The organism is Streptomyces sp. BK340 (assembly GCF_007827595.1).
Classification (GTDB): Bacteria; Actinomycetota; Actinomycetes; order Streptomycetales; family Streptomycetaceae; genus Streptomyces.
On record NZ_VISR01000014.1, the window covers coordinates 75,085 to 99,819 of the forward strand.

The 24,735-nt window shown below is 72.1% G+C and carries 21 protein-coding genes; 7 read left to right on the forward strand and 14 right to left on the reverse strand.

The window, feature by feature from the left end; translation table 11 throughout:
- The first annotated feature begins 105 nt into the window (after positions 1 to 105).
- Positions 106 to 1,527 (forward strand): GH39 family glycosyl hydrolase, encoded by a 1,422-nt coding sequence (locus FB157_RS24075; protein ID WP_145882839.1) that lies wholly within the window; start codon positions 106 to 108, stop codon positions 1,525 to 1,527.
- 18 nt (positions 1,528 to 1,545) lie between these two features.
- Here the strand turns inward: FB157_RS24075 and FB157_RS24080 are convergent, their stop codons facing one another.
- From FB157_RS24080 to FB157_RS24100, 5 genes are all read right to left on the reverse strand, one after another.
- Positions 1,546 to 5,397, reverse strand: coding sequence for a polysaccharide biosynthesis C-terminal domain-containing protein (locus FB157_RS24080; protein WP_145882699.1), 3,852 nt, complete (start codon positions 5,395 to 5,397; stop codon positions 1,546 to 1,548).
- Positions 5,390 to 6,190: a polysaccharide deacetylase family protein gene (locus FB157_RS24085; RefSeq protein WP_145882700.1), complete on the reverse strand. Its 801-nt coding sequence runs from the start codon at positions 6,188 to 6,190 to the stop codon at positions 5,390 to 5,392. Before FB157_RS24085 ends, FB157_RS24080 begins: the two co-directional genes overlap by 8 nt.
- Before the next feature lie 34 nt (positions 6,191 to 6,224).
- Positions 6,225 to 7,265 carry a glycosyltransferase family 2 protein gene (locus tag FB157_RS24090; RefSeq protein ID WP_261386488.1) on the reverse strand — a complete coding sequence of 347 codons (1,041 nt, stop codon included), beginning with the start codon at positions 7,263 to 7,265 and terminating at the stop codon, positions 6,225 to 6,227.
- Complete coding sequence (locus tag FB157_RS24095) at positions 7,262 to 8,083, reverse strand: glycosyltransferase family 2 protein (RefSeq protein ID WP_145882701.1); 822 nt, start codon at positions 8,081 to 8,083, stop codon at positions 7,262 to 7,264. The genes FB157_RS24090 and FB157_RS24095 overlap by 4 nt, the downstream gene beginning before the upstream one ends.
- Positions 8,084 to 8,474: 391 nt before the next feature.
- Positions 8,475 to 8,909, reverse strand: coding sequence for a hypothetical protein (locus FB157_RS24100; RefSeq protein ID WP_261386489.1), 435 nt, complete (start codon positions 8,907 to 8,909; stop codon positions 8,475 to 8,477).
- Between the two features lie 286 nt (positions 8,910 to 9,195).
- On the opposite strand from FB157_RS24100, the gene FB157_RS24105 reads away from it, so the two are divergent.
- Positions 9,196 to 10,002 carry an SGNH/GDSL hydrolase family protein gene (locus FB157_RS24105; RefSeq protein WP_145882702.1) on the forward strand — a complete coding sequence of 269 codons (807 nt, stop codon included), beginning with the start codon at positions 9,196 to 9,198 and terminating at the stop codon, positions 10,000 to 10,002.
- A 3-nt stretch (positions 10,003 to 10,005) separates the two neighbouring features.
- On the opposite strand, the gene FB157_RS24110 is transcribed toward FB157_RS24105, so the two are convergent.
- From FB157_RS24110 to FB157_RS24125, 4 genes are all read right to left on the reverse strand, one after another.
- Complete coding sequence (locus tag FB157_RS24110; protein WP_145882703.1) at positions 10,006 to 11,607, reverse strand: serine/threonine-protein kinase; 1,602 nt, start codon at positions 11,605 to 11,607, stop codon at positions 10,006 to 10,008.
- Between the two features lie 45 nt (positions 11,608 to 11,652).
- Positions 11,653 to 13,290: a sulfite exporter TauE/SafE family protein gene (locus tag FB157_RS24115; protein WP_145882704.1), complete on the reverse strand. Its 1,638-nt coding sequence runs from the start codon at positions 13,288 to 13,290 to the stop codon at positions 11,653 to 11,655.
- The gene (locus tag FB157_RS24120; protein WP_145882705.1) at positions 13,287 to 14,783 is read right to left on the reverse strand and encodes a lipopolysaccharide assembly protein LapB; all 1,497 of its coding nucleotides are present in this window, start codon (positions 14,781 to 14,783) and stop codon (positions 13,287 to 13,289) included. The genes FB157_RS24115 and FB157_RS24120 overlap by 4 nt, the downstream gene beginning before the upstream one ends.
- Positions 14,784 to 14,881: 98 nt before the next feature.
- A complete protein-coding gene (locus FB157_RS24125) occupies positions 14,882 to 16,423 on the reverse strand; it encodes a DUF4331 domain-containing protein (RefSeq protein ID WP_145882706.1) in 1,542 nt (513 codons plus the stop codon).
- A 211-nt stretch (positions 16,424 to 16,634) separates the two neighbouring features.
- On the opposite strand from FB157_RS24125, the gene FB157_RS24130 reads away from it, so the two are divergent.
- From FB157_RS24130 to FB157_RS24140, 3 genes are all read left to right on the forward strand, one after another.
- A complete protein-coding gene (locus FB157_RS24130) occupies positions 16,635 to 17,177 on the forward strand; it encodes a sigma-70 family RNA polymerase sigma factor (RefSeq protein ID WP_145882707.1) in 543 nt (180 codons plus the stop codon).
- Positions 17,174 to 17,992, forward strand: coding sequence for an anti-sigma factor domain-containing protein (locus FB157_RS24135; RefSeq protein WP_145882708.1), 819 nt, complete (start codon positions 17,174 to 17,176; stop codon positions 17,990 to 17,992). The genes FB157_RS24130 and FB157_RS24135 overlap by 4 nt, the downstream gene beginning before the upstream one ends.
- Positions 17,993 to 18,118: 126 nt before the next feature.
- Positions 18,119 to 18,385, forward strand: coding sequence for a hypothetical protein (locus tag FB157_RS24140; RefSeq protein WP_145882709.1), 267 nt, complete (start codon positions 18,119 to 18,121; stop codon positions 18,383 to 18,385).
- A gap of 53 nt (positions 18,386 to 18,438) precedes the next feature.
- Here FB157_RS24140 and FB157_RS24145 read toward each other — a convergent pair whose 3' ends face one another.
- The 3 genes from FB157_RS24145 to FB157_RS24155 are packed head-to-tail and all read right to left on the reverse strand — an operon-like array spanning position 18,439 to position 21,415.
- Complete coding sequence (locus tag FB157_RS24145; protein ID WP_145882710.1) at positions 18,439 to 19,635, reverse strand: CaiB/BaiF CoA-transferase family protein; 1,197 nt, start codon at positions 19,633 to 19,635, stop codon at positions 18,439 to 18,441.
- A 44-nt stretch (positions 19,636 to 19,679) separates the two neighbouring features.
- Complete coding sequence (locus tag FB157_RS24150; protein ID WP_145882711.1) at positions 19,680 to 20,462, reverse strand: ABC transporter permease; 783 nt, start codon at positions 20,460 to 20,462, stop codon at positions 19,680 to 19,682.
- Entirely contained in the window at positions 20,459 to 21,415 is a 957-nt protein-coding gene (locus FB157_RS24155; protein ID WP_145882712.1) for an ATP-binding cassette domain-containing protein, read from the reverse strand. The genes FB157_RS24150 and FB157_RS24155 overlap by 4 nt, the downstream gene beginning before the upstream one ends.
- Before the next feature lie 63 nt (positions 21,416 to 21,478).
- On the opposite strand from FB157_RS24155, the gene FB157_RS24160 reads away from it, so the two are divergent.
- Entirely contained in the window at positions 21,479 to 22,189 is a 711-nt protein-coding gene (locus FB157_RS24160; RefSeq protein WP_145882713.1) for a TetR/AcrR family transcriptional regulator, read from the forward strand.
- A gap of 252 nt (positions 22,190 to 22,441) precedes the next feature.
- Positions 22,442 to 22,912, forward strand: coding sequence for a nucleotidyltransferase domain-containing protein (locus FB157_RS24170; protein WP_145882841.1), 471 nt, complete (start codon positions 22,442 to 22,444; stop codon positions 22,910 to 22,912).
- Here FB157_RS24170 and FB157_RS24175 read toward each other — a convergent pair.
- Both FB157_RS24175 and FB157_RS24180 read right to left on the reverse strand, forming a co-directional pair.
- The gene (locus tag FB157_RS24175; protein WP_145882714.1) at positions 22,794 to 23,957 is read right to left on the reverse strand and encodes a type ISP restriction/modification enzyme; all 1,164 of its coding nucleotides are present in this window, start codon (positions 23,955 to 23,957) and stop codon (positions 22,794 to 22,796) included. The genes FB157_RS24170 and FB157_RS24175 overlap by 119 nt on opposite strands.
- A 26-nt stretch (positions 23,958 to 23,983) precedes the next feature.
- Positions 23,984 to 24,733 carry a GntR family transcriptional regulator gene (locus FB157_RS24180; RefSeq protein WP_145882715.1) on the reverse strand — a complete coding sequence of 250 codons (750 nt, stop codon included), beginning with the start codon at positions 24,731 to 24,733 and terminating at the stop codon, positions 23,984 to 23,986.
- Positions 24,734 to 24,735: the final 2 nt, after the last annotated feature.

The window sequence follows — 24,735 nt, forward strand, 5'->3', positions numbered from 1 at the left end:
CATGATCCGGCACCGATGCCCTCCGTGCACGGCATTTCCACCCCTTGTCCCGGGTGTTCCCAAGGCCTGCCCCGTACGTGGCCCCCGCCGTTACTGTTGTCCATGATGGGACGTCATGAGTGGTATACGGGGACTCGTCGGTGGCGGCTCACCGCCCTGCTCGGTGTGGGTGCGGCCGCTCTGGCCCTGATCGTCACCCTGATCAACACACTGCCGAGCGGCGGAAGCACCGCCGGCACCTCGCGCGACGGCGACAAGGTCCACGGCACGCCCGCCACCTCGCCCGAGCGCCCGGAGCCGTACGTGGGCTGGGGCTTCACCCACACCCAGTACAGCGCCGACCAGGGCAGCGGCGCGGCCACCGGCCGGGTCGCCGGGCTGCTCGCCAAGAACGGCGGGCTGCCGCAGGACCAGGCGCTCATGGGCTGGGGCGCCGACAACCCCGAGCCGGTGAAGGGACATTACGACTTCGGCGCCATGGACCGCCGCATCGACTTCATCCGCAGGTCGGGCGGCACCCCCGTGGTCACGCTGTGCTGCTCGCCGGACTGGATGAAGGGCGGCAGGGCCGGCGTCGACAACACCGACTGGAGCCGGGCCGCCCTGGAGACCGCGCCCACCCCGGACCACTACCAGGACTTCGCCGACCTCGCCGCGACCGTCGCCAAGCGCTATCCCGACGTGCGCCACTTCATCGTGTGGAACGAGTTCAAGGGCTTCTGGAACAACGCCGAGGGCCGCTGGGACTACGAGGGCTACACGAGGATGTACAACCTCGTCTACAAGGCGCTGAAGAAGGTCGACAAGGACATCATGGTCGGCGGGCCCTACCTGGTCATGGACAGTGTCGACCCGCGGCAGAAGGAGAACGCGTCGACCGCCCTGCGGGGTGCCTGGGGCGCCATGGACCAGCGGGTCCTCGACGCCTTCGGCTACTGGAACAGCCACCGGGCGGGCGCCGACTTCGTGGTCGTCGACGGCTCCAGCTACACCAACGACGACGATCTGCTGCCCGACGAGTTCGCGGCCACCGACAAGCTCACCGCGGTGGGCGAGTGGGTACGGCAGCAGACCCATGACCTGCCCCTGTGGTGGGCCGAGTACTACGTCGAGCCCGCCGACGGCAAGGACGAACGCCGCGGCTGGTCCGAGGCCCGTCGCCTCGCCGTGCACGCCACCGCGATGATCGCCATGGTCAAGGGCGGCGCCGGCTCCGGCTTCTACTGGAACCCGGAGGAGAAGACGGGCGCCGACTGCCCCGGTTGTCTGTGGACGGCGACCGACACGCCCGGCGGGGGCAGGGAACTGCCCATGTACGACCTGGTGTCCCGGTTCGACCGGGCGTTCCCGCCGGGCACCCGGTACGAGACGGTGCCCGTCGCCCGGGACGACGTGCCCAACGTGCGGGTGCTGGCGGACAGCAGGACGGTCCTCGTGGTCAACACCCTCGACCGGCCGATCAGCGCACAGGTCGACGGGAAGCGGTTCGACATGCACGCGTACGAGGTGCGGTGGCTCGACCGCTGAGCCACCGCACCGTACCCGTCACTTCATCGTCAGGAACCGCTGCACCAGCGAGGCCAGCACCACGGCCAGCAGCGGCAGCGAGAACCAGAAGCTGCCCTGCAGCCACCGCAGTTGCCCGGTGCTCGGCCGCGCCGCGACCCGGACCACCTCGCGCGCGGTGAGCAGCAGGATCAGCGCGACGGCGGCCAGCGCGCCGACCACCGACCACGACGTCCACGTCACCTGCGGCCCGATCCGGCCCGGATTCGGCTTCGGCACCGGGCCCGCCGGCTGCCTGCCCAGCGCGTACACGGTGACGTCGTCGTTGACCAGGACCTTCGTCAGCTCCTGCCGGTTGTCCAGGGTGCGGATCAGCCGGGACTTCCAGGTCGCCGAGTAACCCGCGTCCAGCTGCAGATAGGTGGCCTGACTCTCGTTGATCATCAGGTACGAGTTCGGGCCCGCGTCCTTGAGCGCCTTGACCAGTCCGGACACCAGCACCGGGTCGACGGGTGCCTGCGTCGGCACGTAGTTCACCCGTTCCATGTCCCGGGCGCCCCACGGCATGGCCGGGGTCACGTCGTTGACCGTGTCCTGGCTCAGCCACAGCAGCCGTACCGTGGGCCGGTCGTGGGCGTACACCCAGTCCATCGCCGCGACCTCGCCCGGCCGGGTCCGCTCGAACGACTCGTTGCCCCACCGGGCCACCAGGAAGCCGCCCATCAGCAGCAGCCCGGCGAGCAGCGCGGCCAGCGGGGCGAGGCTGCCCCGCCCCTTCTCGCGTTCCGTCGCGGTGGCGCCGGTGCGCGGGAACAGGGCGAGCGCGCCGAGCAGGGCGGCGCCCGGCGCCGCGAACATGAAGACGCGCAGCGCCATCTCGCCGCCGTACGACTGCATGCCGAAGCCCAGGAACGGGACGAAGGTGAGCACCGGCAGGGACCGTTCGCGGTACCGGTGGAAGCGCCGCCGCCACCAGCCCCAGCAGGCGAGGGCCAGCACCGAGCCGGCCAGCAGGACCCGGGTGTACAGGACCAGCTTGTGCGTCGGGTTCCCGCCCTGGATACGGCCGGAGACCGAGGACGAGACGTTGCTGCCGACGCCGCCGACCCCGCCGAAGAGGTCGTCGAAGTGGCCGGACCAGTACGGCTCGGCCATGAAGCCGACCCAGACCGCGACCAGCACCGCGAACAGGACGGGCAGCCCGCGCAGTTCGGACCTGCCGAGCAGCACCAGTGCGGCGAGCACGCCGAGCATCACGAACGGGGTGAGCTGGTGCGCCGGGACGCTCGCCGCGTACAGGCCGATCAGCACCATGAGCAGGACGGCCCGCCCGCGCCGGTCGGTGGGCTCGACCTCGGCCTCTCCCGGGCGGAACTTCGTCCAGACCATGTGGGGAGCGCGGAACCACACCAGCAGGATCGCCACGAAGACGAGGTACAGGAGGAACGTGAAGCCCTGCGGGGAGAAGTAGTCCTGGCCGACCCAGCCGCTGAGCACGAAGAGCCACACGCCGGTCCACTTGGCCCGCCAGCTCGCCCGCAGCGACCGGGTGAGCAGGAACATCGGTGCCAGATAGGCCAGTTGCACGGCCGTCGGCCACCAGCGGATGATCTCCGTGAAGTCGTCGGTGCCGCACGCCCGGGCGACGAACGCGGCCACCGCGAAGAATCCCGGCCAGCTCCAGCGGGCGTCCAGATCCGGCACGGCGGACCCGGTGCGGTCGATGTAGTCGATGAAGCCGAGGTGCTGCCAGGCCGTCGCGAACCGCGGCTCGGTCTCCAGCACCGCGGGCAACGCGTGCAGGGACACCACGGTCGCCAGCAGCGTGACCAGCAGCAGGGCCCGGTGCTCACGGCGCAGCCAGAGCAGCGAGGCGAACACCGTGATCAGCAGGGCCGCCCCCACCAGCGTCGGCAGCGGCAGCACGGAGACCAGGCCGAGCCCGCCCATCCCGTCGAGGTCCGCCTCGCCGAGGCGCAGCGCCGGCACCCAGTAGAGCAGGAGCGCGGCGACCAGCAGACAGCCGAGGACGACACCGGAGCGGGTGAGCCCCGAAGGCGCGGGCGGGGCGGACGGCTTCCCGTCCACGGCTCCGTCCACGGCCGTGTCCGGGGATTCGGCGGCGACTTCGTCCACCACGGCATTCTCGGACGGCACGGCGTCGAACGGCGTGTCGGCCTCCGCCTCCTTCAGCAGCCCCTTCTCGAACGGCGCGTCGGCCTCCGCCTCCCTCAGCAGCGCCGCCTCGGCCGGACCCAGCGATGCCTCCGCGCCCGGTTCCGGCTCCTCGACCGGCCGCGGCACGGGTGTGCCCGCAGGTGGGGTGCCGGGGCCGGGGCGGACGTCCGGCCGGCGTTCGACGTGGTCGAAGTCGACGTGGATGCCGAGGGCGAGGGTGTCGTTGTCCAGCGCCCAGGCCGGACGGTGCCGGGGGGCCGAGGCCACGGCCGGGGCCGTGGGGGTCCCCCTGCCCGAGCGAAGCCGAGGGTGGGGGAGCGCCCCCAGGTCGGCGAGGTCCCCGTCCGGTGCCGCCGTGTCCGACCGGGCAGAGGGTGTGGAGCGGATGGTCCGCCACAGCTTCGGCGCGGCGATCGCCACGATCACCGCGAGGCTGGAGATCTCGGCGACGCCCGCTCCGGTCAGACCCATCCGGGGCAGGAGCAGCAGCGTCAGGGCGAGCACGAGCACGCACAACAGGCCCTGCAGCCAGGCGAGTCCGCCGGTACGGCTCTGCGCGCGCAGCACCGCGAAGTACGTCTCCATGACGACCCGGAGCACCGCGCCCACCGCGAACCAGCGCAGCAGCGGGGTCGCCGCGTCCGCGTAGCCGGTGCCGAAGACGCCCAGGATCCAGGGGGCGCCGACGAACAGCACGGTCGCGATCGGCAGCATGATCCGGGCCATCCGCCGGAGCGCGGCACGGGTGTCGGCGGCGAGCCGCCCCGGGTCGTGCGAGCCCTCGACCGTGAGGGAGGCGCCCATGTTGATGGCGAGCAGGTTGGTCGTGCCGCCGATGGTGGTGGTGATGTAGAAGTACGCGTTGTCCGCGGAGCTGACCTGCGAGGCGATGATCACCGGGACGAGGTAGACCACGGCGAGCGAGAACAGTGAGCCGGTGTAGTCGCCGGCGAGGAACCGCCCGATCTCCTTCATGGACGGCGGCCTGGCGTGGTCCTCGGTCGCCCTGACGTGCCGGGGCACCAGCCGCCGGAACACCAGCCAGCCCAGTGGCACCGCCGAGGTGGCGATCGCGGCGACCCAGGACACGAAGACGCCGGTGGTCGGGATCGCCACGGCGAACGCGACGAGCAGCCCCAGCTTCACCGCCGAGAACACGGTGTTGCCCACCGGCACCCAGGGCGCGCTGCGCAGCCCGGTCAGCACGCCGTCCTGGAGGGTGAGCAGGTTCCAGGCGACGACGGCCAGGACGAAGCCGAGCCCGTTGAGCGGCCCGTGCAGGAAGCGGTACGACGGCCCCCACGCGTTCAGTGTCAGCAGGAAGATCCCCGCCGCCACCGCCACGACCAGCGAACTGCCGGCATAGGTACGGAAGATGAGCCGCCCGGTGCGCTGCCCGGACACCGGGATGAAGCGGGCCAGGGCGCCGGTCAGGGTCACCGCGGTCAGCCCCGCGAGCAGCTTCATCGCGGCGATGGCGGCGGAGCCCTGGCCGACCGCCGACTCGGAGTAGTAGCGTGCCGCGGCCAGCCAGAAGCCCAGCCCGAGGACGGCGGAGATGCCGGTGTTGAGCATCAGCGCGTAGGCGTTGCGGAACAGCTGGCTGCCGCCGGACCCCCGGCCCGTCCCGGGCAGGCGGAGGCGGCGCCCCGACTGCTCGGGCGCCTGGTCCTCGGGTGTTGCGGCCTCGGTCGTGGTGGTCGTGTCAGACACGGGAACGGATGGCCTTCCGGTGGACCTGGCGGGCTCTGCGGACGAGGGCGTACCCCTTGGTCAGCGCGCGGTCCTTGGCGAAGTTACGGGTGATGGCGCGGCCCTGGAGCAGCCGCTCGAACTCCTCGACGTCCGTGCCGCGACGGACGGTGACGCGTCGCAGGGCGTACGGCCCCTGGCGGCGGCGGGCGAGCCCGTTGCCGACGGCGAGCGCCTGGGCGTAGCCGGCCTGCCGCACCGCGACCCGGACGCGGCGGCTGGAGTAGCCGTACGGGTAGGCGAACGACACGGGTCGTGCGCCGAGTTCGGCGGTGACGATCTCCGTGCTGCGGACCAGTTCCGCACGCAGGGCGGCGTCGTCGAGCTGGTCGAGCTGCGGGTGGGAGTGGCTGTGCCCGCCGATCTCGATCCCGGTGTCGGCGAGGTCGCGCACCTGCTGCCAGTCGAGCATGGCGTCCAGGCCGCCTCCGGTGTCGTACGCGCCCCTGATCCAGCCGGTGGAGACGAACAGCGTGGCCGGGAAGCCGTGCTTGGCGAGCACGGGCAGGGCGTGCCGGTGGACCCCCTCGTAGCCGTCGTCGAAGGTGATCAGCACCGGCCGCTCGGGCAGCGGGCGGCCGGACCGCCAGCGGGCGGCGAGGTCGGCGGTGGTGACCGGGGTCAGGCCCAGGTCACCGATGAGCGCCATCTGCTCGGTGAAGGCCTCCGGTGCGACCGAGAGGGCCCGGGTGGCGTCGTTCGGCGCGCTCGCCACCGCGTGGTACATGAGGATGGGTACGGCGGTGTCGCTCATGGGCGTTCCCCCTCGATCCGTACGCCCCTGCGGCTCATGGACGTTCCCCTTCCTCCGTCCCCGTGCCCGTGTCGCTCCCCGGCGTTCTCGCCGGCGCGACGGGCGCGACCGGCACGACGGAGAACGCCGGCCCGCCGCGCCGCGCCCGCACGCTGCCCACCGCGTAGCCGCCCGCCGCGGTGAGCACCCCCGCGACGATCGCGCCCGCGCGTCCGGCGCCGCCCGGGCGGGCGAGCAGGGCGTCCCGCAGGCCGCGGGCGATACCGGCGGGCAGGACCCGGGTGGTGTAACGGCGTTCGGACTCGAGCCCCTTGGCGGCGCCGACGCTGCGGGCCACCAGTGCCTTGGACAGGCCCTCGGCGTAGGCGCGGGTGCGGAAGTACGCGAAGTGCTCGCGGGCGGCGGGCACCCGGTGGTGGATCACCGCGCGGTCGTCGATGAGCAGGACCGCGTCGGGGCGGGCCCGGGTGAGGCGGATGCACAGCTCCGTCTCCTCGCAGCCCAGCGGGCGCCGGTCGCCGTCGCGGCCGATGCCCGTCGCGAAGCCGCCCGCCGCGTCGAACGCCGTACGCCGGAAGGAGGCGTTTCCGCCGAGCACGTTGCGCACCCGGACCCGCCCGGGCGGCAGTCCCCGGTAGGTGCAGCCCACCACCCAGTCGAACTCCTCCGGGAACCAGGCGGGACGGCGGCCCGAGGCCCAGACGGGCAGCGTACGGCCGCCGACCGCCATCACCCGCGGGTCGGTGTATCCCTCGGCGAAGCGGCGCAGCCAGTCCCGTTCGGCCACGGCGTCGTCGTCCAGGAAGGCGATCACGTCGCCGTGGGAGACGGCGACTCCGGTGTTGCGGCCGGCCGACAGACCGCGCGGGCCGGCGTTGGCGAGCACGCGCACGTCGCCGGCCTCCTGGTACGCGCGGCCGAGCCGTTCCAGCAGGGCCTGGTTGTGGTCGACGACCAGGAGCGTCTCCAGCGCCGGATACGACTGCGCGCGCACCGAGGAGACCGCCGCGAGGATGTCCTCCCAGCGGTCCTCGGTGTACACGCAGATCACGACGGAGATGCCGGGATCTCTCAAGACACCTCTCCCCGCCCGGTGTTCAGCAGTCGCTCCTGACGGGCCTGGCGGAGCAGGGCACGCCGGTTGGAGCGCTCCGCGAGGATGACCTTCAGCACCCGGAGCCCGTCGCGCACGGCCCGCAGATTGCTGGTGCCGTGGATGCGGAGGTACTCGTGGCTGGGGATCTCCTGCACCTTCAGCCCCGCCTTGACCACTCTGATGTTCATCAGCGTCTCGACCTCGAAACCGGTGCAGTCGAGGTCGATCTTGTCGAGGCAGTGCCGCCAGAACGCGTTGTACCCGTAGCAGAGATCGGTGTAGCGGGCGCCGAACTTGCGGTTGACGACGGTGCACAGCGCCCAGTTGCCGAGCTTGCGGATGAAGGTCATGTCGTCCGTGCCGCCGCCGTTGGCGAAGCGTGAGCCCTTGGCGAAGTCGGCGCCCGAGACGAGGGCGGAGACGTAGGACACGATCTCGTTGCCGTCGGCCGAGCCGTCCGCGTCGACCATCACGATGATGTCGCCGGTGCACGCCTCGAATCCGGTGATCAGGGCATCTCCCTTGCCCTTCCCCCGCTGTTCGACGACGCGCAGGCCGGGCCACAGCGAGCGGGCCACTTCGACGGTGTCGTCGGTGGAGTTGCCGTCCACAAGAACGACTTCGTGTATCCAGTCCGGAAGGGTCTTGAAGACGTAGGGCAGATTCTCCGCCTCATTCATGGCGGGAATCACCACGCTCACCGGCGGAGTGATCGCCAGGTGAGAGGAGATGGGCCGGTAGTGGGTGGCCATTAACGGATCTTGGCCCGAACTCGGCGGATGCAGGACAGAACTCATGACTGTGGTCCCTCTCGTCCGGTGGACCGCCCGCCCCTGGGTGGCCCGGATCTTCAGCCCGGTTCGAAAGGGGGGTTCTCATCCGCGGCACGGCGAGACGGTCTCCGCGCACACAGATGAGCTGGCAAAGCTGGCCGGGCTGCCGGAAAAAGGACGACAGCCGGTCGCGCGGCACGGCTCGGTCACAAGTACGGTCACCGAGCACGGCACCCCCCTACCGCGCCCCGCGCCGGAACGTCACGGCCCTGAGCCCTCCCCTGAACCGTGTGCTGACGTACCGATGCGGGTGAGATGTACGACGGTATTGACGATTGAAGCAGAATCGCAAGACCTGGAACCGCTTCTCACGGTTTTGTTGGTTTGGGCATTACGTAACTTTGGCCCGGCTTCTTTACTCTTGCTTCGATTTCCTCGAACGGAATTTCTCCCGGCCCAGGACGAGCAGGAGCAGCAGCGCGCTGAGCGCGGCCACCGCGACCACGCCGCCGCGGACCGACCAGCGGTGCACGGCGAGCATGCCCTGGGCAACCAGCATGTCCAGTGCGACCGAGCCCGCAAGCGCGGTGAGCACCCGGCCGAAGGGATCCAGCCCGCGCAGCGCCGCCCCGATCGCCACGGCCGGCGCCGCGAGCAGGAAGAACAACGTGCACGGACCGCGCAGCGGTGAGTCGGAGCCGATGAGCGCGAGCAGCGCGCCGACCGCGCCCACCGCCGTGGCCGCCCCCGCGAGCAGCGGAGACAGGTCCCTCCCCGGACCTGGCCGCGCCCGCTCGGCGTCGTCTCCGGCGCCGTCCGGCGAAGGTGTCTTGATACGTAAGGTCTGCATTGGCGACTTTGCCCCCCGACGCCCCTGATGCCGGGCTTCAATGTGGCGCAGGCTCCGGTGGGCCGTCAAGACGACATCTCCTCGTACACATGTGTTCCCCAGGGGCCTTCGGGTGACGTGCTGTCAACAGGGATGACGTGTACACGCAATATCTCGGGCGTGAACGTCCTGAGTCGATCCCGTCGAGACGTCGTTGAGGCCTAAAAAGTCTTGGCATGAACACTTCCAGTCAACACGCGTAGTTGCTACGACAGTTGTGGCAGAGATCCTGCTAAAGGGAGGTTCCATGAGACGTTCCCGATTTGCGGCATACGTGACCTCGCTTCTCCTCGCCACCGGCCTCGCCCTCACCGGGGCCGCCACGGCGCAGGCCTCCACGGCTGCCGCGAACGGCGGTTACGTGGCGCTCGGCGACTCCTACTCCTCCGGAGTCGGAGCGGGCAGCTACATCAGTTCGAGCGGCAGCTGCGACCGCAGCACCAAGGCGTACCCGTACCTGTGGAACGCCGCTCACAGCCCGTCCTCGTTCGCCTTCAACGCCTGCTCGGGCGCCAAGACGGACGACGTGCTGGCCAATCAGCTCGGCTCGCTCAACTCCTCCACCGCACTGGTCTCGATCACCATCGGCGGCAACGACGCCGGCTTCGCCGACGTCATGACGACCTGTGTGCTCCAGTCCGACAGCTCGTGCCTGTCCCGCATCAACACGGCGAAGGCCTACGTCGACTCCACGCTCCCCGGCAAGCTCGACGCCGTGTACAACGCGATCAGCGCCAAAGCCCCGTCCGCCCGGGTGGTCGTCATCGGCTACCCCCGCTTCTACCAGCTCGGCCAGACCTGCCTCGGCCTCTCCGAGACCAAGCGGTCCGCGATCAACGGCGCGGCCGACTACATCGACGCCGCCATCCAGAAGCGCGTCCTGGACCACAACTTCGTCTTCGGTGACGTCCGCACCACGTTCACCGGCCACGAGATCTGCTCCGGCGACTCCTGGCTGCACAGCGTCAACTGGCTCTCCATCGGCGAGTCGTACCACCCCACCGCGGCCGGCCAGTCCGGCGGCTACCTGCCGGTGCTCACGAACGCGGCCTGACCCTCACGAGGCCGAAGGTGAAGCGGAGGCCCCGTCCGTCGGGGTCTCCGTCGTTGCGCAGGTCACCGTGAACGGCACCGAGTCCGAGGTCGTCCGCACCGGACTGCGCACCTCCACGCTGATCTCGTTCTCGATCGTCCCGCTGTCGGAGTAGGCGGTCACGACCACCTGCACCTGCTGGGTCTTCCCGCCGCCCGCGGGGAACGACAGCGTCTTCCACCCCGGGTCGGAGACCGACCCGTGCGCGAGCACCCACCGGTACTCCACCTGCGCGGGCACCCGCCCCACCGTGAACGTCGCCGTGAACGTGGGCGCCTGCGCGGTGGGCGGCGGGCAGGGTCCGTCGTACTCCGTGTGCGCGCCGGCCAGGGTGACCCGCACGGACTGGGCCGGCTGACTGCTCGCCGTGGCGCTGCTGCTTTGGGCGGGCGGCGGCGCCGCGGTGTCCGAGTGGGCGCTCGTGCTCGGGCGGGGGGAGTGCGTGGCGCCGCTCGCCCGGCTGGTGTGCGCGCCGGTGTTCCCGCCACCGCCGCGGTGCTTGTGGTCGAGCAGCGCGTACGTCAGCCCCGCCGCCGCCAGGACGACCGCGAGGAGTCCGACGACCAGCACCACGCCGGCCCGCCGGTTGCGGCGCGGCTCGACGGCGGTGGTCTCCGGCTCCGGGTACCGGGTGGGCAGGGGCATCGGCGGTGTGGAAGAAGGCCGTTGGGTCTCGGCCGCCATCGTCGGGGCGTACGGAGACGCCTGCACCGGCTCCGTGCGCGCCGGACCGAGGGTCCCGCCCGCTGCCACGATCCGCAGGTCGTGCTCGGCCCGATCGCCCGACAGCCGCTCGGCGGGGTCCTTGCGCAGCAGGCCCTCGATGACCGGGGCGAGCGGTCCGGCCCGGAGCGGCGGCGGCAACTCCTCGTCCACCACGGCACGCAGGGTGCTCAGCGGAGTGTCCTGCCGGAACGGGGTGTTGCCCTCGACGGCCGCGTACAGCAGCACGCCCAGCGACCACAGGTCCGACTCCGGGCCCGGTGTACGGCCCAGGGCCCGCTCCGGAGCGAGGAATTCGGGCGAGCCGATCACCTCACCGGTCATGGTCAGCGCCGAACTGCCCTCGACCGTCGCGATGCCGAAGTCGGTGAGGACGACCCGGCCGTCGTTGGCCAGCAGCACGTTGGCCGGCTTCACGTCCCGGTGCAGCACTCCGGCGGCATGCGCGGCACGCAGCGCGGCCAGCACCTCGGCACCGATGTGCGCGGCTCGTTGCGGCGGCAGCGGACCCTCGGCGTCCAGCTGGTCGGCGAGGGACAGCCCGCGCACCAGCTCCATCACGATCCAGGGCCGGCCGCCCTCCATGGCCACGTCGTACACCGTGACCACATTGCGGTTGGCGACCCGCGCCGCAGCCCACGCCTCGCGCTCCAGGCGGGCGTACATCCGCTCGACGTCCGAGGCGGCCAGACCGGCCGGGGCCCGCACCTCCTTGACGGCCACCTCACGGTGCAACACCTCGTCACGGGCGCGCCACACGGTGCCCATGCCGCCCTCGCCCAGCGGGGACAGCAGGCGGTAGCGGCCCGCGATCACACGTTCACGGTCCGGCTCTTCGGACACGGGCGACCCCCACGGCATCTCACGTGAATTCTCCACAAAAGTAGCTCAGCCGAGTGCGGATGCGGCCCCTTTGAGCACCAATCCGGCACCCAGGGCGACGACGACCAGCGCGGACGCGAGCGGAAGGGTCCGGCGCACGAGGGTGGCGACCGGGTGGGCGGTCCAGCGCGGGCGCCGGTCGAGCACCCGGGTGACGCCCGAGCCCAGCCGGACGACGGCGAACCCGGCCGCCGTGAGCGTCAGCGCGAGCCCGGCGCCGTACGCCACGACGAGCAGCAGCCCGAACCAGGCCTTCCCGAGCGCCGCGGCACCGACCAGCACCACGACCGCGGAGGGACTGGGCACCAGACCGCCGGCGAACCCGAGCAGGATCGTGCCGCGGAGGGTGGGGGCGGTGGGGTGGCTGTGGGTGTGGCCGCCGTGGGTGTGCACCACGCCGTGCTCGTGCCCGTGCGTGTGCCCGTCTTCGTGCCCGTGCCCGTGCCCGTGCCCGTGCTCATGGTGGTGATGGTGGCCGTCGTCGTGGTGGTGATGGTGCGGGTGGGCTGCTTCCTGGTCCTGGTGTGCGCCCACCAGGGCCAGCGGGCGGTCCTCTGCTTCCTCGTGCGTATGCGGGTGGGGGTGGGCGTGGGGGTGTGGGTGCGCGGGTGCGCGGGTGCGCCAGGCCCGGCGTACGAGGTTCGCGCCCGCGACGAGCACCAGGACGCCGCTGGCGATGCCCAGCCAGGCGATGACCGAGGGCGTGGCGGCGGAACCGGCCGTGACGAGCAGGCCCAGGGCGACCACACCGAGGGTGTGCGTCACCGTGACCGAGGCGGCCAGGGGCAGCACGTCCCGCATCCGGGCCCGGCCTCCGCGCGCGGCCGCCGTCGCGGCCATCAGGGTCTTGCCGTGCCCCGGAGCGAGGGCGTGCATCGCGCCCAGGACGACGGCGATGAGCAGGGCGAGCGCGGCGAAGCCGAGGGTGAGGTCGTGGCGGGCGACGAGGTCGTCCAGTGCGCGGGTCCAGCGGTCGGCGCCCCGCGGCAGTACGGAGGCGCCCGGGGCGTCCTGCCGCTCCCGCGCGAGGGCCGGGCCGCCGGGGCGCACGCGCAGGGAGGCGGTGGCCGTGTCGGCGGGAGAGGACAGCAAGTCCTTGGGGTAGCTGGTGAGTTCGTGCGAGACCGACTTCTTCGGCACGTCCGTCGCGGTGAGCGTCATGCGGTCACCGCGAGCGGTGATCTCGCGCCAGCCGGGCCCGGTGGTGACACCCGCGCTGTGAAAGCCGAGAGCGACGGACTTCCCCCGGGGGAGCGGCGCGGTGAACCGGCACTCCACACGCAGCGTGTTGAGCCCGGCCTGCCCGGGCCGCAGGCTCGCACGGGCGGAGCCGGGGGTGAGCGGGGCGGCGTGTCCGCCGACGGTCACGCCGCTGCCCTTCGCGGCCGCCGCACACCGCTGCTCGGCCCACGTGGACAGACCCAGGCGCTTGATGTCCGGCTTGGCCTGGGTGGCCGGGATCTCGGCGAGGTCCTCCACATGGTCGACCCGGAGCTGTCCGGGTGCGGCGACGAGACCGTCGTACCGGTTCACGGTGAAGTTGCCGAGAGGGTGCGCGCTCGCGGCCGTGGCCGGTGTGAGCACGAGGGCGCACGCGGCGGTGAGGACCGCCGCGGCGCAGGCGAGCGGGCGACGGAGGTTCACTTGGCGGCCTCCAGCGCCTTGCGGGCCCGGGCCGAGCCCAGGGGGGAGAAGCCGGGGTTCAGTTCCAGGGCCGCCTTCAATGAGGCGCGGCCGTCCTCGGCACGGCCCGTGGCCAGCTCGATCATGCCGCGGTGGTAGAGGAAGGCGGCGCTGCGGTAGCCGGTGGCCGTGGCCCGGCGGGCGTAGCGAAGGGCTTCCTTGTCACGCCCGTTGACGTGCAGCGCCCAGCCGAGGGCGTCCGCGGTGTGCACGGTGTGCCGACGGGCCCACTCGGCGCGGGCCGCGCGCAGGGCGGCCGTCCGGTCGCCGTGGTCGGCGGCGGCCAGCGCGGTGTCGAGGTCGGCGTTGACGCCGTTGGCGCGGGCCAGGGCGATCCAGGCGTCCACGAGCGCGTACTGGTCGTGCGCCCTGGCCTTGTCGCCGGCTGCGCCACGGGCCTCGTACAGTTCGCCGAGTTCGACGAGCGGTCCGGGCAGCGGATAGCGGGCGACCACGGTCTGCAGGCCCTTGATCGCCTCGTCCCGGTCGCCGCTCGCCGCCTGGGCGCGGGCGCGGCCCTCCAGCGCGGGGAGGTAGTTCTCGTCGGCGGCCAGGGCCCGGGCGTAGTAGGTGAGCGCGGTGTCGTAGTCGCCCTGGTTCCAGGCGAGTTGGCCCAGCTGGGCGGCCACGTACGCGACATCGCCCGGTGAAGCGGCCGCGGTCAGGGCCTGCTTGAGCACCCGCCGGGCGGTCGTCACGTCGCCGCGCAGCTCGTGCACGTACGCGTACCGGGTGAAGACCGGCACGCCCGGCTTGCGGGTGTCTGCGGTCCTCGCGGCCTTGTCCGCTTCGGCGTACCGCCCCAGTTCCACCAGGGCGTCGATGCGCAAGGACAGGGCGCGCTCGCTGTACGGGTTCTGCTTCAGGGCATGGTCCGCGTAGGTCAGGGCGTCCTTGAAGTCGTGCCGCGCGGCGGCGAGGGCGGCCCGGCCGGCCAGGGCCTGGTCGTTGCCGGGCGAGAGGTCAAGGGCCCGCTTCAGGGCCTTCTCGGCCTGCGGGTAGCGGGCCGGGTCGCCCTTGGTCCGCGCCTGCTCGACGTAGGCCAGGCCGAGGGTGGCCCAGCTGCCGTAGTCCCTCGGCTGGGACCGCAGATGCACCTGGAGCGCTGCGATGCTCGCGTCCAGGTTCCCGCTGCCCAGCACCCCGGGATCGACGGCGGTGGAGGCGGCCGCCACCGCGGGCCCGCCGTCGCGCGCCGCCCCGACGGCGATCGCCGCGCCGGTCAGCGCGACCGCCAGCAGCGCCGCGCAACTGCCCAGTTGGAGAGCCCGCCAGCGCCGCCCGGTGGCGGCGAACCGGCGGACGGCGGCGACGCGTCGATCCCCGGGCTCCGGGTCGGACCCGGCCGGACCGGCCTCGGGAGCAGGTGCCGAAGCGGCAGGTGTCGAAGCGGCATCCCCGCCCGTGCTCACCGGCTGCTCGCCGGCCTCGTCGTCGTTCGTACGCGGGGACATGCCCTCTCCTCGGTCGCCTGGTCGTGCTCGGAAGAAAAAGGGCGCGGCCCGCCGTGGGGGAGGGGGATACGGGCCGCGCCGGTCAGGGGGGATGCGGGTCAGTACGGACGCTGCATCCGACGGCGCCACCAGGCGAAGGCGGTGCCGATCAGCAGGATCCCGGCCGCACCCGAGGCCGCCGAGGCGGCGATCAGCATCGTGTTGCCGGAGCCGTCGGAGGAGGACCCGGCGGGCTGCAGGGCGTCGCCGAGCTGGCTGCGCACGTCGGCGTTGCCGGACGTGCCCTTGGCCAGGGCGCCGCGGGAACCGGCCGTCGGCTCGGCCACGTACGGGAAGTACTTCTCGAAGCCCTTGTCGTTCTTGTCGACCGCGTCGCCCAGGTCGTTCTTGGAGCCGACCAGTTCGCCCTCGACCACCTGGAGCGAGGCGTCGATCACGTCGTCCGAGAGGCGACGGCCGTTCGGGAAGCCCGCGTTGTCACCGTCGAGGACGCCCAGCCGCTTGGGGTGCATGCTCGGCTTGATCGAGGTGTTGAGGCGCAGCTCCTCCGCAGGCTTCACGTAGGGCGGCTGGTTGAGGCCCTTGACGCCCTTGAGGAACACGTCGACCAGGTCGTTGCGCGGCTCGGCGGGTGCCTTGATCTTGTAGATCGACTCGATGAGCTTCGGCAGCTCGGGGTTGGTCACGTTCTTCAGGAACTGCGCGTCGTACCAGGGCTGGGACGCGTTGAACTTGTCCTTGTCCTTCTGCGGGTTGACGACCTCGTTCACCAGCGGGTTGCCCAGGCGGGACACCTGCTCGTAGTAACCCTGCGCGTTCCTCCGCTGCGTCGTCGACCAGATGCCGACGATCGGCTGCTTGGACGACTCGCGGATCAGGTCGTTGGGCACCTGCAGCGCGATCGTGTTGACGTTGTAGCCCTTGAGCGTGTCCCGTCCGACCTCGGAGAGGTTCCCGCCGTAGAGCAGGTCGAAGACCCGCAGGTCGGCGAAGAACGGGTCGTCGGCCTGGCCGGCGAAGGTCGCGCCGCCGCCCGCCGTCTTGTAGATCGCCTGGGACCGCAGCTTGGCGTAGTCCGGCATCGACGCCTTGCCCACGTTCGACGGCGCGACCGGCACGTTGTCCGCGAGCCTCGTCTTGGAGACCACCTTCTGGTTGTGCAGCTTGACCAGGTCGATGTTGTAGGTCTGCGTGATGTTCAGGTTCGGGTCGTCGAGGCTCTTCACCGCCCCCGTGTTGTAGAGGAAGGTGTTCTTGTTCTTGACGTGCGTCTTGAACGTGTAGCGGAAGAGCAGCTCGCCCTGCGCGTCACCGTTGTTGTCGACGTGGATGTCGTACTGCGCGTCGTCCGCGAACGTGTAGAAGTTCGGTCCGCCGGCCGGCTCCTCGAAGGGGATCCAGTTGGCCACGATCGTCGTGGTGTCCGGCTTGTCCGGGCTCACGAACGCGTACAGGTCCGTGTTGTCGTACTGCGGGGTCCCCGAGATCAGCGGGGCCTCCCGGTGCGAGGAGGCGGATGCCGCCCCGGGTTCCAGCGTGGCGACGCCGGCGGCTGCGAGCCCTCCGGCGGCCAGCGCACCACAGATGAGCGTGACCAGGCCCTTGCGTCCCGTGCCGCTCCTGGAGATGAGAGGTGTCATGCCGTCCGTCCTCAGTGCCAACTTGCCTTGACGGACGGGTATACGGAGCCGAGGAGCGGATCGGATTGGTCCGGCGGAAAAAATCTTTTCGGGTTTTCAAACCCGCGTTTTCGGCATGCTGATCCGTATCACCCGCCGGAGGTGTGCGCTCGTGCGGATGCGTGGAGTCAGAGGCAGGGCGGCCGGCTGCGGCCACGGAAGGGGGAACGGGGTGGAGGCGGACGAACTGCTCGTGCTCGTGGCGGGCGGTGACCAGCGAGCGTTCGAGGATCTGTACGCACTGGTGTCCGGGCCGGTGTTCGGGCTCGTGCGACGGGTGGTGCGCGACCCCGCCCAGTCCGAGGAGGTCGCCCAGGAGGTGCTGCTCGAACTGTGGCGCTCCGCCGCCCGGTTCGACCCCGCCCGGGGCAGCGCCCTCTCCTGGATCCTCACCCTCGCCCACCGCCGTGCCGTCGACCGGGTGCGCAGCGCCCGCGCGGCCGGCGAACGCGAACAGCGCGAGGCCCTGCGCGCCGGGGAACCCGCCTTCGACCATGTGTCCGAGGAGGTCGAGGCAGGCCTGGAGCGCGAGTGGGTGCGCCGCTGCCTGGACCGGCTCACCGCGCTGCAGCGCCAGTCCGTGACGCTCGCCTACTACGACGGCTACACGTACCGTGAGGTGGCCGAGCGGCTGAAGCTGCCGCTGGGCACGGTCAAGACGCGGATGCGCGACGGACTCACCCGGCTGCGCGAGTGCCTGGGAGGTGCCGCATGAGCATCCTCGGCCGCATCCTGGGCCGCGAGGACCTGCACTCGCTCGCCGCTCCCTACGCGCTCGACGCCCTCGACCCCGCCGAGCGGCGCCGCTTCGAGAAACACCTGAAGGGCTGTGACCGCTGCGCCGCGGAGGTGCGGGCCCTGTCCGAGGACGCGGTGCGCCTCGCCTGGTCCGCGGCGGCCCCCGCGCCGGCCGCCCTGCGTGACCGGGTCCTGGCCGCCGTCCGCAGCACCCCGCAGGAGCAGGCGCCCGCGCCCGCGCGTGAGCGCGCGCCCCAGCTGCCGCCGCACGTCTGGGGCACCCAGCCTCCGCCGTCGCGCACCCGTACGCCCCGCGGGCGCCCCCTCTTCGTCCCGTTCGCCACGGCGACCGCCGCCGCGGCCCTGGTCGTCGCCTCCCTCTTCGCCGTCCAGGCGGACCGCACCCAGGGCAGGCTCGACGCCGAACGGGCTCAGGCACGTGAGATCGCACACGTTCTGGCTGCTCCCGACGCCCGCGCCGCGAGCAGCGAGGACGCGCGGGGCCGCAGTATCGGAGTAATCGCCTCCGCATCCCAGGGGCGGGCCGTCGTCACCCTCAGCGGATACGGCACCCCGTCCGGCGGCCGCGTGCACCAGCTCTGGCTCATGCGCCCCCATGTGCAACCGCGCTCCCTCGGGCTCTTCGCGGTCGACACGCCCTTGGTCGCCAAGGGTCTCGGCAAATCCTCGACGTCACTCGCTGTAACCGTCGAGCCTGACGGAGGGTCAGCACAGCCCACCGGCCAGCCGCTTGTCCAACTCACCCTGAAATCGGTCGGATTCGGAGAGTAGTCGTCGAGGGATGGTCAACAGCCTTGCGGGGAAGGTGAATCCTGTGGGCGCGATACACGCGTGCCCCACCGGGGGGATAGGGTTACTCTGCCCGGGCCGGGTGGACTCGTACGGGTGGGGAGTGACATGGAGCAGATAACACGCAGTAGGGCCAGGGTCCCTGCTATCACCTGCGGGAGCAGCGCGACCAGTTCGCGCCTCGACCGCCATCTCTCGGTGCTGGCGGGTCCCGCCATACCGCACCAGCAGGCGGCCGAGGCGACTTCGCTGATGCGCGAGCTGACGGCACGTGACACCCCGCACGAGCGCAGCGACCGAGGCAGGCGGGTCAGTCGCGTCTCCCTCTTCGCGCCGTTGCGCCGGCTGCGCCGCTCGCTGTTCGGCGGACACTGAGCAGTCACTGAGCGAACCGGCAGTCCCTGGAACCTGATCCAGGAGGCCCGCGCTCAGGCCGCCACACCGTCCCGGCGCAACGCTGCGATCTCGTCGTCCGTCATCCCCACGGCACGCAGCAGCGCCCCGGTGTGCTGTCCGAGCGCGGGCACATCACCCATCCGTGCCTCGTCCCCGCCCGGCAGTGTGATGGGAGGCAGCAACGCCTTCAGCGGCCCCACCGGCGAACCCACCTGACGCCACCGCTCCCTGGCCGCCAGCTGCGGATGATCCGCGAGTTCCTGCAGATCCCTGAGCCGTGCGCAGGCGATGCCTGCCCGCTCCAGCCGGGCCAGCGCCTCGTCCGCGCTCAGCGCGCCGAGCGCCCCGGCGACCAGTTCGTCGGTCCGCTCCCGGTTGGCAACCCGGGCCGCATTCGTCGCGCAGGCCGGGTCCGTCGCCAGTTCCGGCCGTCCTATGACCTGCTCGGCGAGCCGCCGCCACTCGCGGTCGTTCTGCACCGACAGCAGCACCCGCCCGCCGTCAGCCGTCGCATAGGCGTCGTAGGGCGCGATGACGGCATGCGCGAGGCCGGTACGGGCCGGCGGCTCACCCCCGTGCATCGCGTGGTGCAGCGGATGCCCCATCCACTCGGCGAGCGCCTCCAGCATGGACACCTCGACCGGTCCGCCCCGACCGGTCGTGCCGCGCCGCACCAGCGCGGCCAGCACCCCCGAGAAGGCGTACATGGCCGCTGCGATGTCCGCCGCCGGGATCCCCGCCTTGACGGGCTGCCCGGGCGTACCGGTCACCGACACCAGCCCCGCCTCGCACTGCACGAGCATGTCGTACGCCCGCTTGTCCGCGTACGGCCCCGAGCTGCCGTACCCCGAGATGTCCACGGCGATCAGCCGCGGATCCGCCGCGCACAGCGTGGCCGCGTCGAGCCCCAGCCGGGCCGCGGCCCCCTGGGCGAGGTTCTGCACGAACACGTCCGCGTCCGCGATCAGACGCCGTACGGCGTCCAGGCCGCGCGGGTCCTTGAGGTCGACGGCGATGGACTCCTTGCCCCGGTTGCACCACACGAAGTGCGAGGCCAGACCCCGGGCCGCGGTGTCATACCCGCGTGCGAAGTCGCCGCCGTCGATCCGCTCCACCTTGATGACCCTGGCGCCCAGGTCGGCGAGCTGCCGGGTCGCGAAGGGCGCGGACACGGCCTGTTCGACGGCGACGACGGTGATGCCCTCCAGGGGCAGCGGGAGAAGGTCCATGGGGTGGATGATCTCCCCTGACCGGCGGCTTTGTCAGCAGTGGGTCATCGCTCGCCGTGCGCGTACCGGTGTACGGCCAGGGGCAGGAACACGGCGATCAGGACCAGGCTCCACAGCAGCGCCCCGGCGACCGGGTGGGCCACCGGCCAGGCGGAGTCCGCCGGGACGCGCGCGTCGCCGAACAGCTTCCGCAGGGCGGTGGTCACCGCGCTGATCGGGTTCCACTCGGCGAGCGTGCGCAGCAGGCCGGGCAGGTTCCCGGTGGGAATGTAGGCGTTCGACAGCAGCGGCAGCACGAAGGAGGAGGCACCGAGCTGCCCTGCGGCGTCCTCGCTGCGGGTGAGCAGCCCCAGGAAGATCCCGGCACAGGTGCAGGCGAACCGGAAGAGCAGCAGCAGCGCCACGGCTCCGGCGGCCGCGGGCGCGGAGCCCTCGATCCGCCAGCCCACCGCGAGCCCCACCAGCAGCAGGGGAACGGTGCCGAGGGTGGTGACGACGAGGTCCGCCACCGCCTGCCCGAGCGGCACGGCGGCCCGGCTCACCGGCATCGTGCGGAAGCGGTCCATCACGCCCCGGTGGGTGTCCGCGGCGGCCTGGAACATTCCGGTCATGAGCCCGCCGGCGGCGGTCGCGGCCAGCAGCCCCGGCACGAGGAAGGAACGGTACTCGCGGCCGGGCATCGCCAGGGCGCTGCCGAAGACGTAGCCGAAGAACAGCAGCATGTTCACCGGCATCAGCTGAGTCAGCACGGCGAGGCCGGGGCTGTTGCGGACCCGGCGCAGCTGCCGGCCCGTCATCGCCCATCCGTCGTGGGTCAACGCGCTCATGCCACCGGCTCCCTGTCGTGGGCGGACTCTCCGGTGAGCCGCAGGAAGACGTCGTCGAGGGTCGGCGGCCGCAGGCTCGCGTCGAGCAACGGCACGCCGGCCGCGTCCAGTTCGCGCACCAGGCGGGGCAGGGTGAGGGTCGGGTCGGTGGTGACCGCGCCGACGGCGTTGCGCTCATGGTCGAACACGGGCGCGGAACCGGTGAGTCGGTCGAGCACGCCGGCCGCGTCCAGCAGCCCGTCGGCGTTCGCGACGACGGCCTCGGCATGCGACCCGATGAGCGCCTTGAGCTCGGCGGGCGACCCGGTGTGGGCGACGCTGCCCCGGTCCACCAGGGCGATGTCGTCGGCGAGTTGGTCGGCCTCCTCCAGATACTGCGTGGTGAGGAGCACCGTCGTGCCGTCCGCCTTCAGGTCGCGCACCGCCTCCCGGATGCGGGTGCGGCCGACCGGGTCCAGGCCAGTGGTCGGCTCGTCGAGGAAGAGCACGTCGGGCCGGCGGATCAGGCTCGCCGCGAGGTCCAGCCGGCGCCGCATGCCGCCGGAGTAGGTGGCCGCCCTGCGGTCCGCGGCCTCGGCCAGCCCGAACCGCTCCAGCAGCTCGTCCGCGCGGCCGGCCGGCCCCCGCACCCGGTGCAGCCGCGCGAACAGCCGCAGGTTCTGCCGGCCGGTGAGGTCCCCGTCGACCGAGGCGTACTGCCCGGCGACCCCGATCCGGCGCCGTACCGCGGCCGGGTCCCGCACCAGGTCGTGCCCGGCCACCCGCGCCGAGCCGGCGTCGGGCCGCAGCAGTGTGGTCAGCAGCCGTACCGCCGTCGTCTTCCCCGCGCCGTTCGGGCCCAGCAGCCCGCACACCGTCCCCTGTCCCACGGCGAGGTCGAGCCCCCGCAGGGCGTGCACGGCGCCGAAGCGCTTCTCCAGCCCCTCACTGAGTACACCGTACGTAGTAGTCATGTCGCGACCATAGCGCACTGCGTACGCCGTACGTAACTACGATGGTGGCCGAGGTGATGACCGATGACAGTCCGAGGGGCCGTCCCCGAAGTGATCTGGGCGCGCCCCGAGCGCACCGGCCGGGGCCCGAAGCCGGCCCACACCCGCGACGACATCGCGGCGGCGGCCGTCCGGATCGCCGACGCGCAGGGGCTCGACGGGGTCTCGATGCGGCACGTCGCGGCCGAGCTGGGCTGCGGCACCATGTCGCTCTACAACTACGTCCCCCGCAAGGAGGACCTGTACGAGCTGATGATGGACGCGGTGAGCGCGGAGCACGTCCTGTGGGAGCCCGGTGGGGACTGGCGGGCGGATCTGCTCCGGGTGGCGCACGAGACCCGCGCGCTGATGCACCGCCACCCGTGGGTGCCGCGCCTGATGTCCCCGGTCTACGGCTTCAGCCCGCACGCCCTTCGCTATCTGGAGCACTGCCTGGCCTGCCTGGGCCCGCTGGAGGTGTCCAACGGCACCAAATTCGAGCTCATCGCCATGCTGAACGGCGTGGTGACCACCTACGTCCGCAACGAGTTCGACACGGCCGAGCGGGTGCGCGCGCTGCCCTGGTCGGAGGACGAGGAGAACGCGGCACGTACCGCGTACCTGAGCGGCCGGCTCGCCTCCGGCGCGTATCCGAGATTGGCGGCTGCGTTCAGTGAGGATCCGGGGCCGGTCGATCTGGAGGCGGTCTTCCAGCGGGCGTTGGAGCGGGTGCTGGATGCGTTCGAGCCGCGCTAGGCCCTGTCGTCAAATTCCCGTCTGCCCCACGACGCCTGGCACGCACTCTCGCCGCACCGGGCGAAAGCCCAAGTACGTCCAGTACGAGGACTTCCGCCCGGCACGCCGAGAGCACGCACCAGACGCCGCGAGGCCGCCCTTCGGGCGACGACGGGAATTTGACGACAGGACCTAGCCCGGGCGGCCGGTGCCGCCCCGCCGCTGGGGGTCTCGGTGGGACTGATGGATCAGGAGCGGGCCGAACGTCAACTCATGCTGATCGCACATGACTTGGAGGCGGCTCGCGGTGACGGCATCGAGCTGTGGCTGCGTGGCGGCTGGGCCATGGACTTCTTTCTCGGTGAGGTCACCCGCGATCACGGGGACATCGACTGGTTCGCCTGGGCCTGGGACGCGCCGCGCCTCGCCACCGTCCCGGCCCGGGCCGGCCACCGGCCGGTGCCCGGGCCGCCCGCGGATCTCCGGCTGGACTTCGCCAAGGACGGCCTGGACAGCAGCTTCACCCTGCTCGACCGGGACGCGCAGGGGCGGATCACGGTCGCCGGCGGGCCCTGGGCCGGAACTCCCTGGCCCACGGCTGCGGGCCGCCCTGGACGAGCCGCGGCTAGAGCAGCGCGAACTGGCCCTCCGGGCCCTCCTCGTGGTGGTCCAGGACCGAGGCGGGGCGGTGGGACGAGTCCGGCGCCGGGAGGACGTCCGCCTTGCGGAGGTCCGCCGCGGTGATCGTCGAGACCGGCTTCAGGCCGGCCCGCCGTGGGCGCAGCTCCGACAGCAGGGCCAGGATCGTGATCAGCTCGAGGAGTTCGGAGGTCCAGGGCTGGGGCCAGACGGTCGGGCGGATGGCGGCCAGCGTGCCGGGCTCGGGCGAGGCCGTGCGGGTGGCGAACCAGGCCTCCAGGACGCGGGCGCCCGACACCTCGTAGTCCCAGGCCCCCGGCGGGACGGGGGAGATGCGGCCCTCGTCGAGGTGGAGGGTCTCCTCGTCGCGGTCGAAGCCGACGGTCGCGGGGCGGGCAGGGAGGGGTGCGCGGACGTAGGGGCGGCGGCCGCCGGGGAGTCTGGGGCGGTCCCCGTCGCGGCGCATCAGCCACAGCATGCGGTGGCCCAGCTCGACGCCCCCGGACCAGAGTTCCGGGTCCTCGGTGAGCGGCACGGTGAGGTCGGGGCGGATCGCCGCCAGGATCCAGGCCAGTACGTCCGGCGGGCTGGGGCGTGTGCCGAGCCGGGCGGAGAGGTGGTCCAGCAGGCCCGGCGCCAGGTTCGGTTCCGTGCCGCCCGGGCGGCGGTACAGCGGGCGGATGAGGCCGGTGCGCAGGGTGGGCAGGAGGGCGGTCGCCAGGAGGGGGGTGTGCCCGGTGGTCTCCGTGCCCGCCTCCACCACGAACACCTGGTGCTCGTCGGCCACCCGCCACAACTCCGGGCGGGCCGTGTCGATCAGCCGGTGGTCCGGGATCAGCCACTGCTCGTCGAAGGGTGCCGCCAGGACCCGTACCGGTTCGGCGCAGGGGCCCTCGGCGCGCGCCAGCCGTTCGGTGCCGGTGGACTGGCCGGGCAGCTGCCCCACCGCCGACTGCGGCGTACGGGAGCGTGTCGGCTCGAACAGGGCCTCCCGGTCCGGCCCTTCGGACTTGAGTAGGGCGGCCCAGCGGGCCTTCAGGGACGCCGCGTCGGGTGCCGTCGGCCAGGCGCGGCCCGGCCGCAGCGGTGCGACGGACCACGGCATGAGGTCCGCGAGCAGCGGAGCGTCGTCGTGCGTCACGCTGGGCATGGTACGGCCTGCTTCCGCGCGCCGGGTCAGGTGGCGTCCAGGGTCACCGTGAAGGAGAAGCGGTCCCCCCGGTAGTGGATGACCGCCACGTCCAGGACCCGGCCTCCGGCGTCGTACGTCACGCCCGTGTAGTGCAGGATCGGGCTGAGCAGCGGCACCTCCAGCAGGCGGGCCGTCTCCGGGTCGGCGAGCCTCGCCTCCACGGTGTCCGTGATGCGGCTGATGTCCGCCCCGACGACGTCCCGCAGCACCTTCGTCATCGGCCAGCGGACCAGGTCGTCCAGGTCGATGCGCGCGGCCAGTTCGGGTCGTACGTGGTTGAGGGCGTGGTTGGTCGGCTCGCCGGTCTTCTCGTCGCTGCGCAGGCGGTGGTACGTGGCCACCTCCGTGAGGTCGGGGAAGTGCTCGGCGAGACCGGCCGGCACGGGGACGCTGCCGTGGTCCAGCAGCTCGGTCGTCATACCGGACTGCTGGGCCACGATCGCGTCCACCGAGCCGAGCAGCCGCACCGGGGCACCGCGCTGCACGTCCGGCTCGATGAACGTGCCGCGCCGCCGGTGCCGGCTGATCAGCCCCTCGTCCTCCAGTTCCTTCAGCGCCTGCCGCATGGTCAGCACGCTGACCCCGTAGTGCTCGGCCAGCTGCTCCTCGGTGGGCAGGCGCAGCGGATCCCGTGGCGAGCGGCCGAGTATCGAGGCGCGCAGCGACTGCGACACCTGGTACCACAGCGGCAGCTTGCGGTTCAGGACGATCGAATCCGGAGCGAAGGAGGTCACAT

Bases quoted from the DNA above. Each gene is read 5' to 3' on its own strand.
- FB157_RS24075 (WP_145882839.1), top strand. From the start codon at position 106: ATGGGACGTCATGAGTGGTATACGGGGACTCGTCGGTGGCGGCTCACC.
- FB157_RS24085 (WP_145882700.1), bottom strand. From the start codon at position 6,190: ATGAGCGACACCGCCGTACCCATCCTCATGTACCACGCGGTGGCGAGC.
- FB157_RS24095 (WP_145882701.1), bottom strand. From the start codon at position 8,083: ATGAGTTCTGTCCTGCATCCGCCGAGTTCGGGCCAAGATCCGTTAATG.
- FB157_RS24100 (WP_261386489.1), bottom strand. From the start codon at position 8,909: ATGCAGACCTTACGTATCAAGACACCTTCGCCGGACGGCGCCGGAGAC.
- FB157_RS24105 (WP_145882702.1), top strand. From the start codon at position 9,196: ATGAGACGTTCCCGATTTGCGGCATACGTGACCTCGCTTCTCCTCGCC.
- FB157_RS24120 (WP_145882705.1), bottom strand. From the start codon at position 14,783: ATGTCCCCGCGTACGAACGACGACGAGGCCGGCGAGCAGCCGGTGAGC.
- FB157_RS24125 (WP_145882706.1), bottom strand. From the start codon at position 16,423: ATGACACCTCTCATCTCCAGGAGCGGCACGGGACGCAAGGGCCTGGTC.
- FB157_RS24135 (WP_145882708.1), top strand. From the start codon at position 17,174: ATGAGCATCCTCGGCCGCATCCTGGGCCGCGAGGACCTGCACTCGCTC.
- FB157_RS24140 (WP_145882709.1), top strand. From the start codon at position 18,119: ATGGAGCAGATAACACGCAGTAGGGCCAGGGTCCCTGCTATCACCTGC.
- FB157_RS24145 (WP_145882710.1), bottom strand. From the start codon at position 19,635: ATGGACCTTCTCCCGCTGCCCCTGGAGGGCATCACCGTCGTCGCCGTC.
- FB157_RS24150 (WP_145882711.1), bottom strand. From the start codon at position 20,462: ATGAGCGCGTTGACCCACGACGGATGGGCGATGACGGGCCGGCAGCTG.
- FB157_RS24155 (WP_145882712.1), bottom strand. From the start codon at position 21,415: ATGACTACTACGTACGGTGTACTCAGTGAGGGGCTGGAGAAGCGCTTC.
- FB157_RS24160 (WP_145882713.1), top strand. From the start codon at position 21,479: ATGACAGTCCGAGGGGCCGTCCCCGAAGTGATCTGGGCGCGCCCCGAG.
- FB157_RS24170 (WP_145882841.1), top strand. From the start codon at position 22,442: ATGCTGATCGCACATGACTTGGAGGCGGCTCGCGGTGACGGCATCGAG.
- FB157_RS24175 (WP_145882714.1), bottom strand. From the start codon at position 23,957: ATGCCCAGCGTGACGCACGACGACGCTCCGCTGCTCGCGGACCTCATG.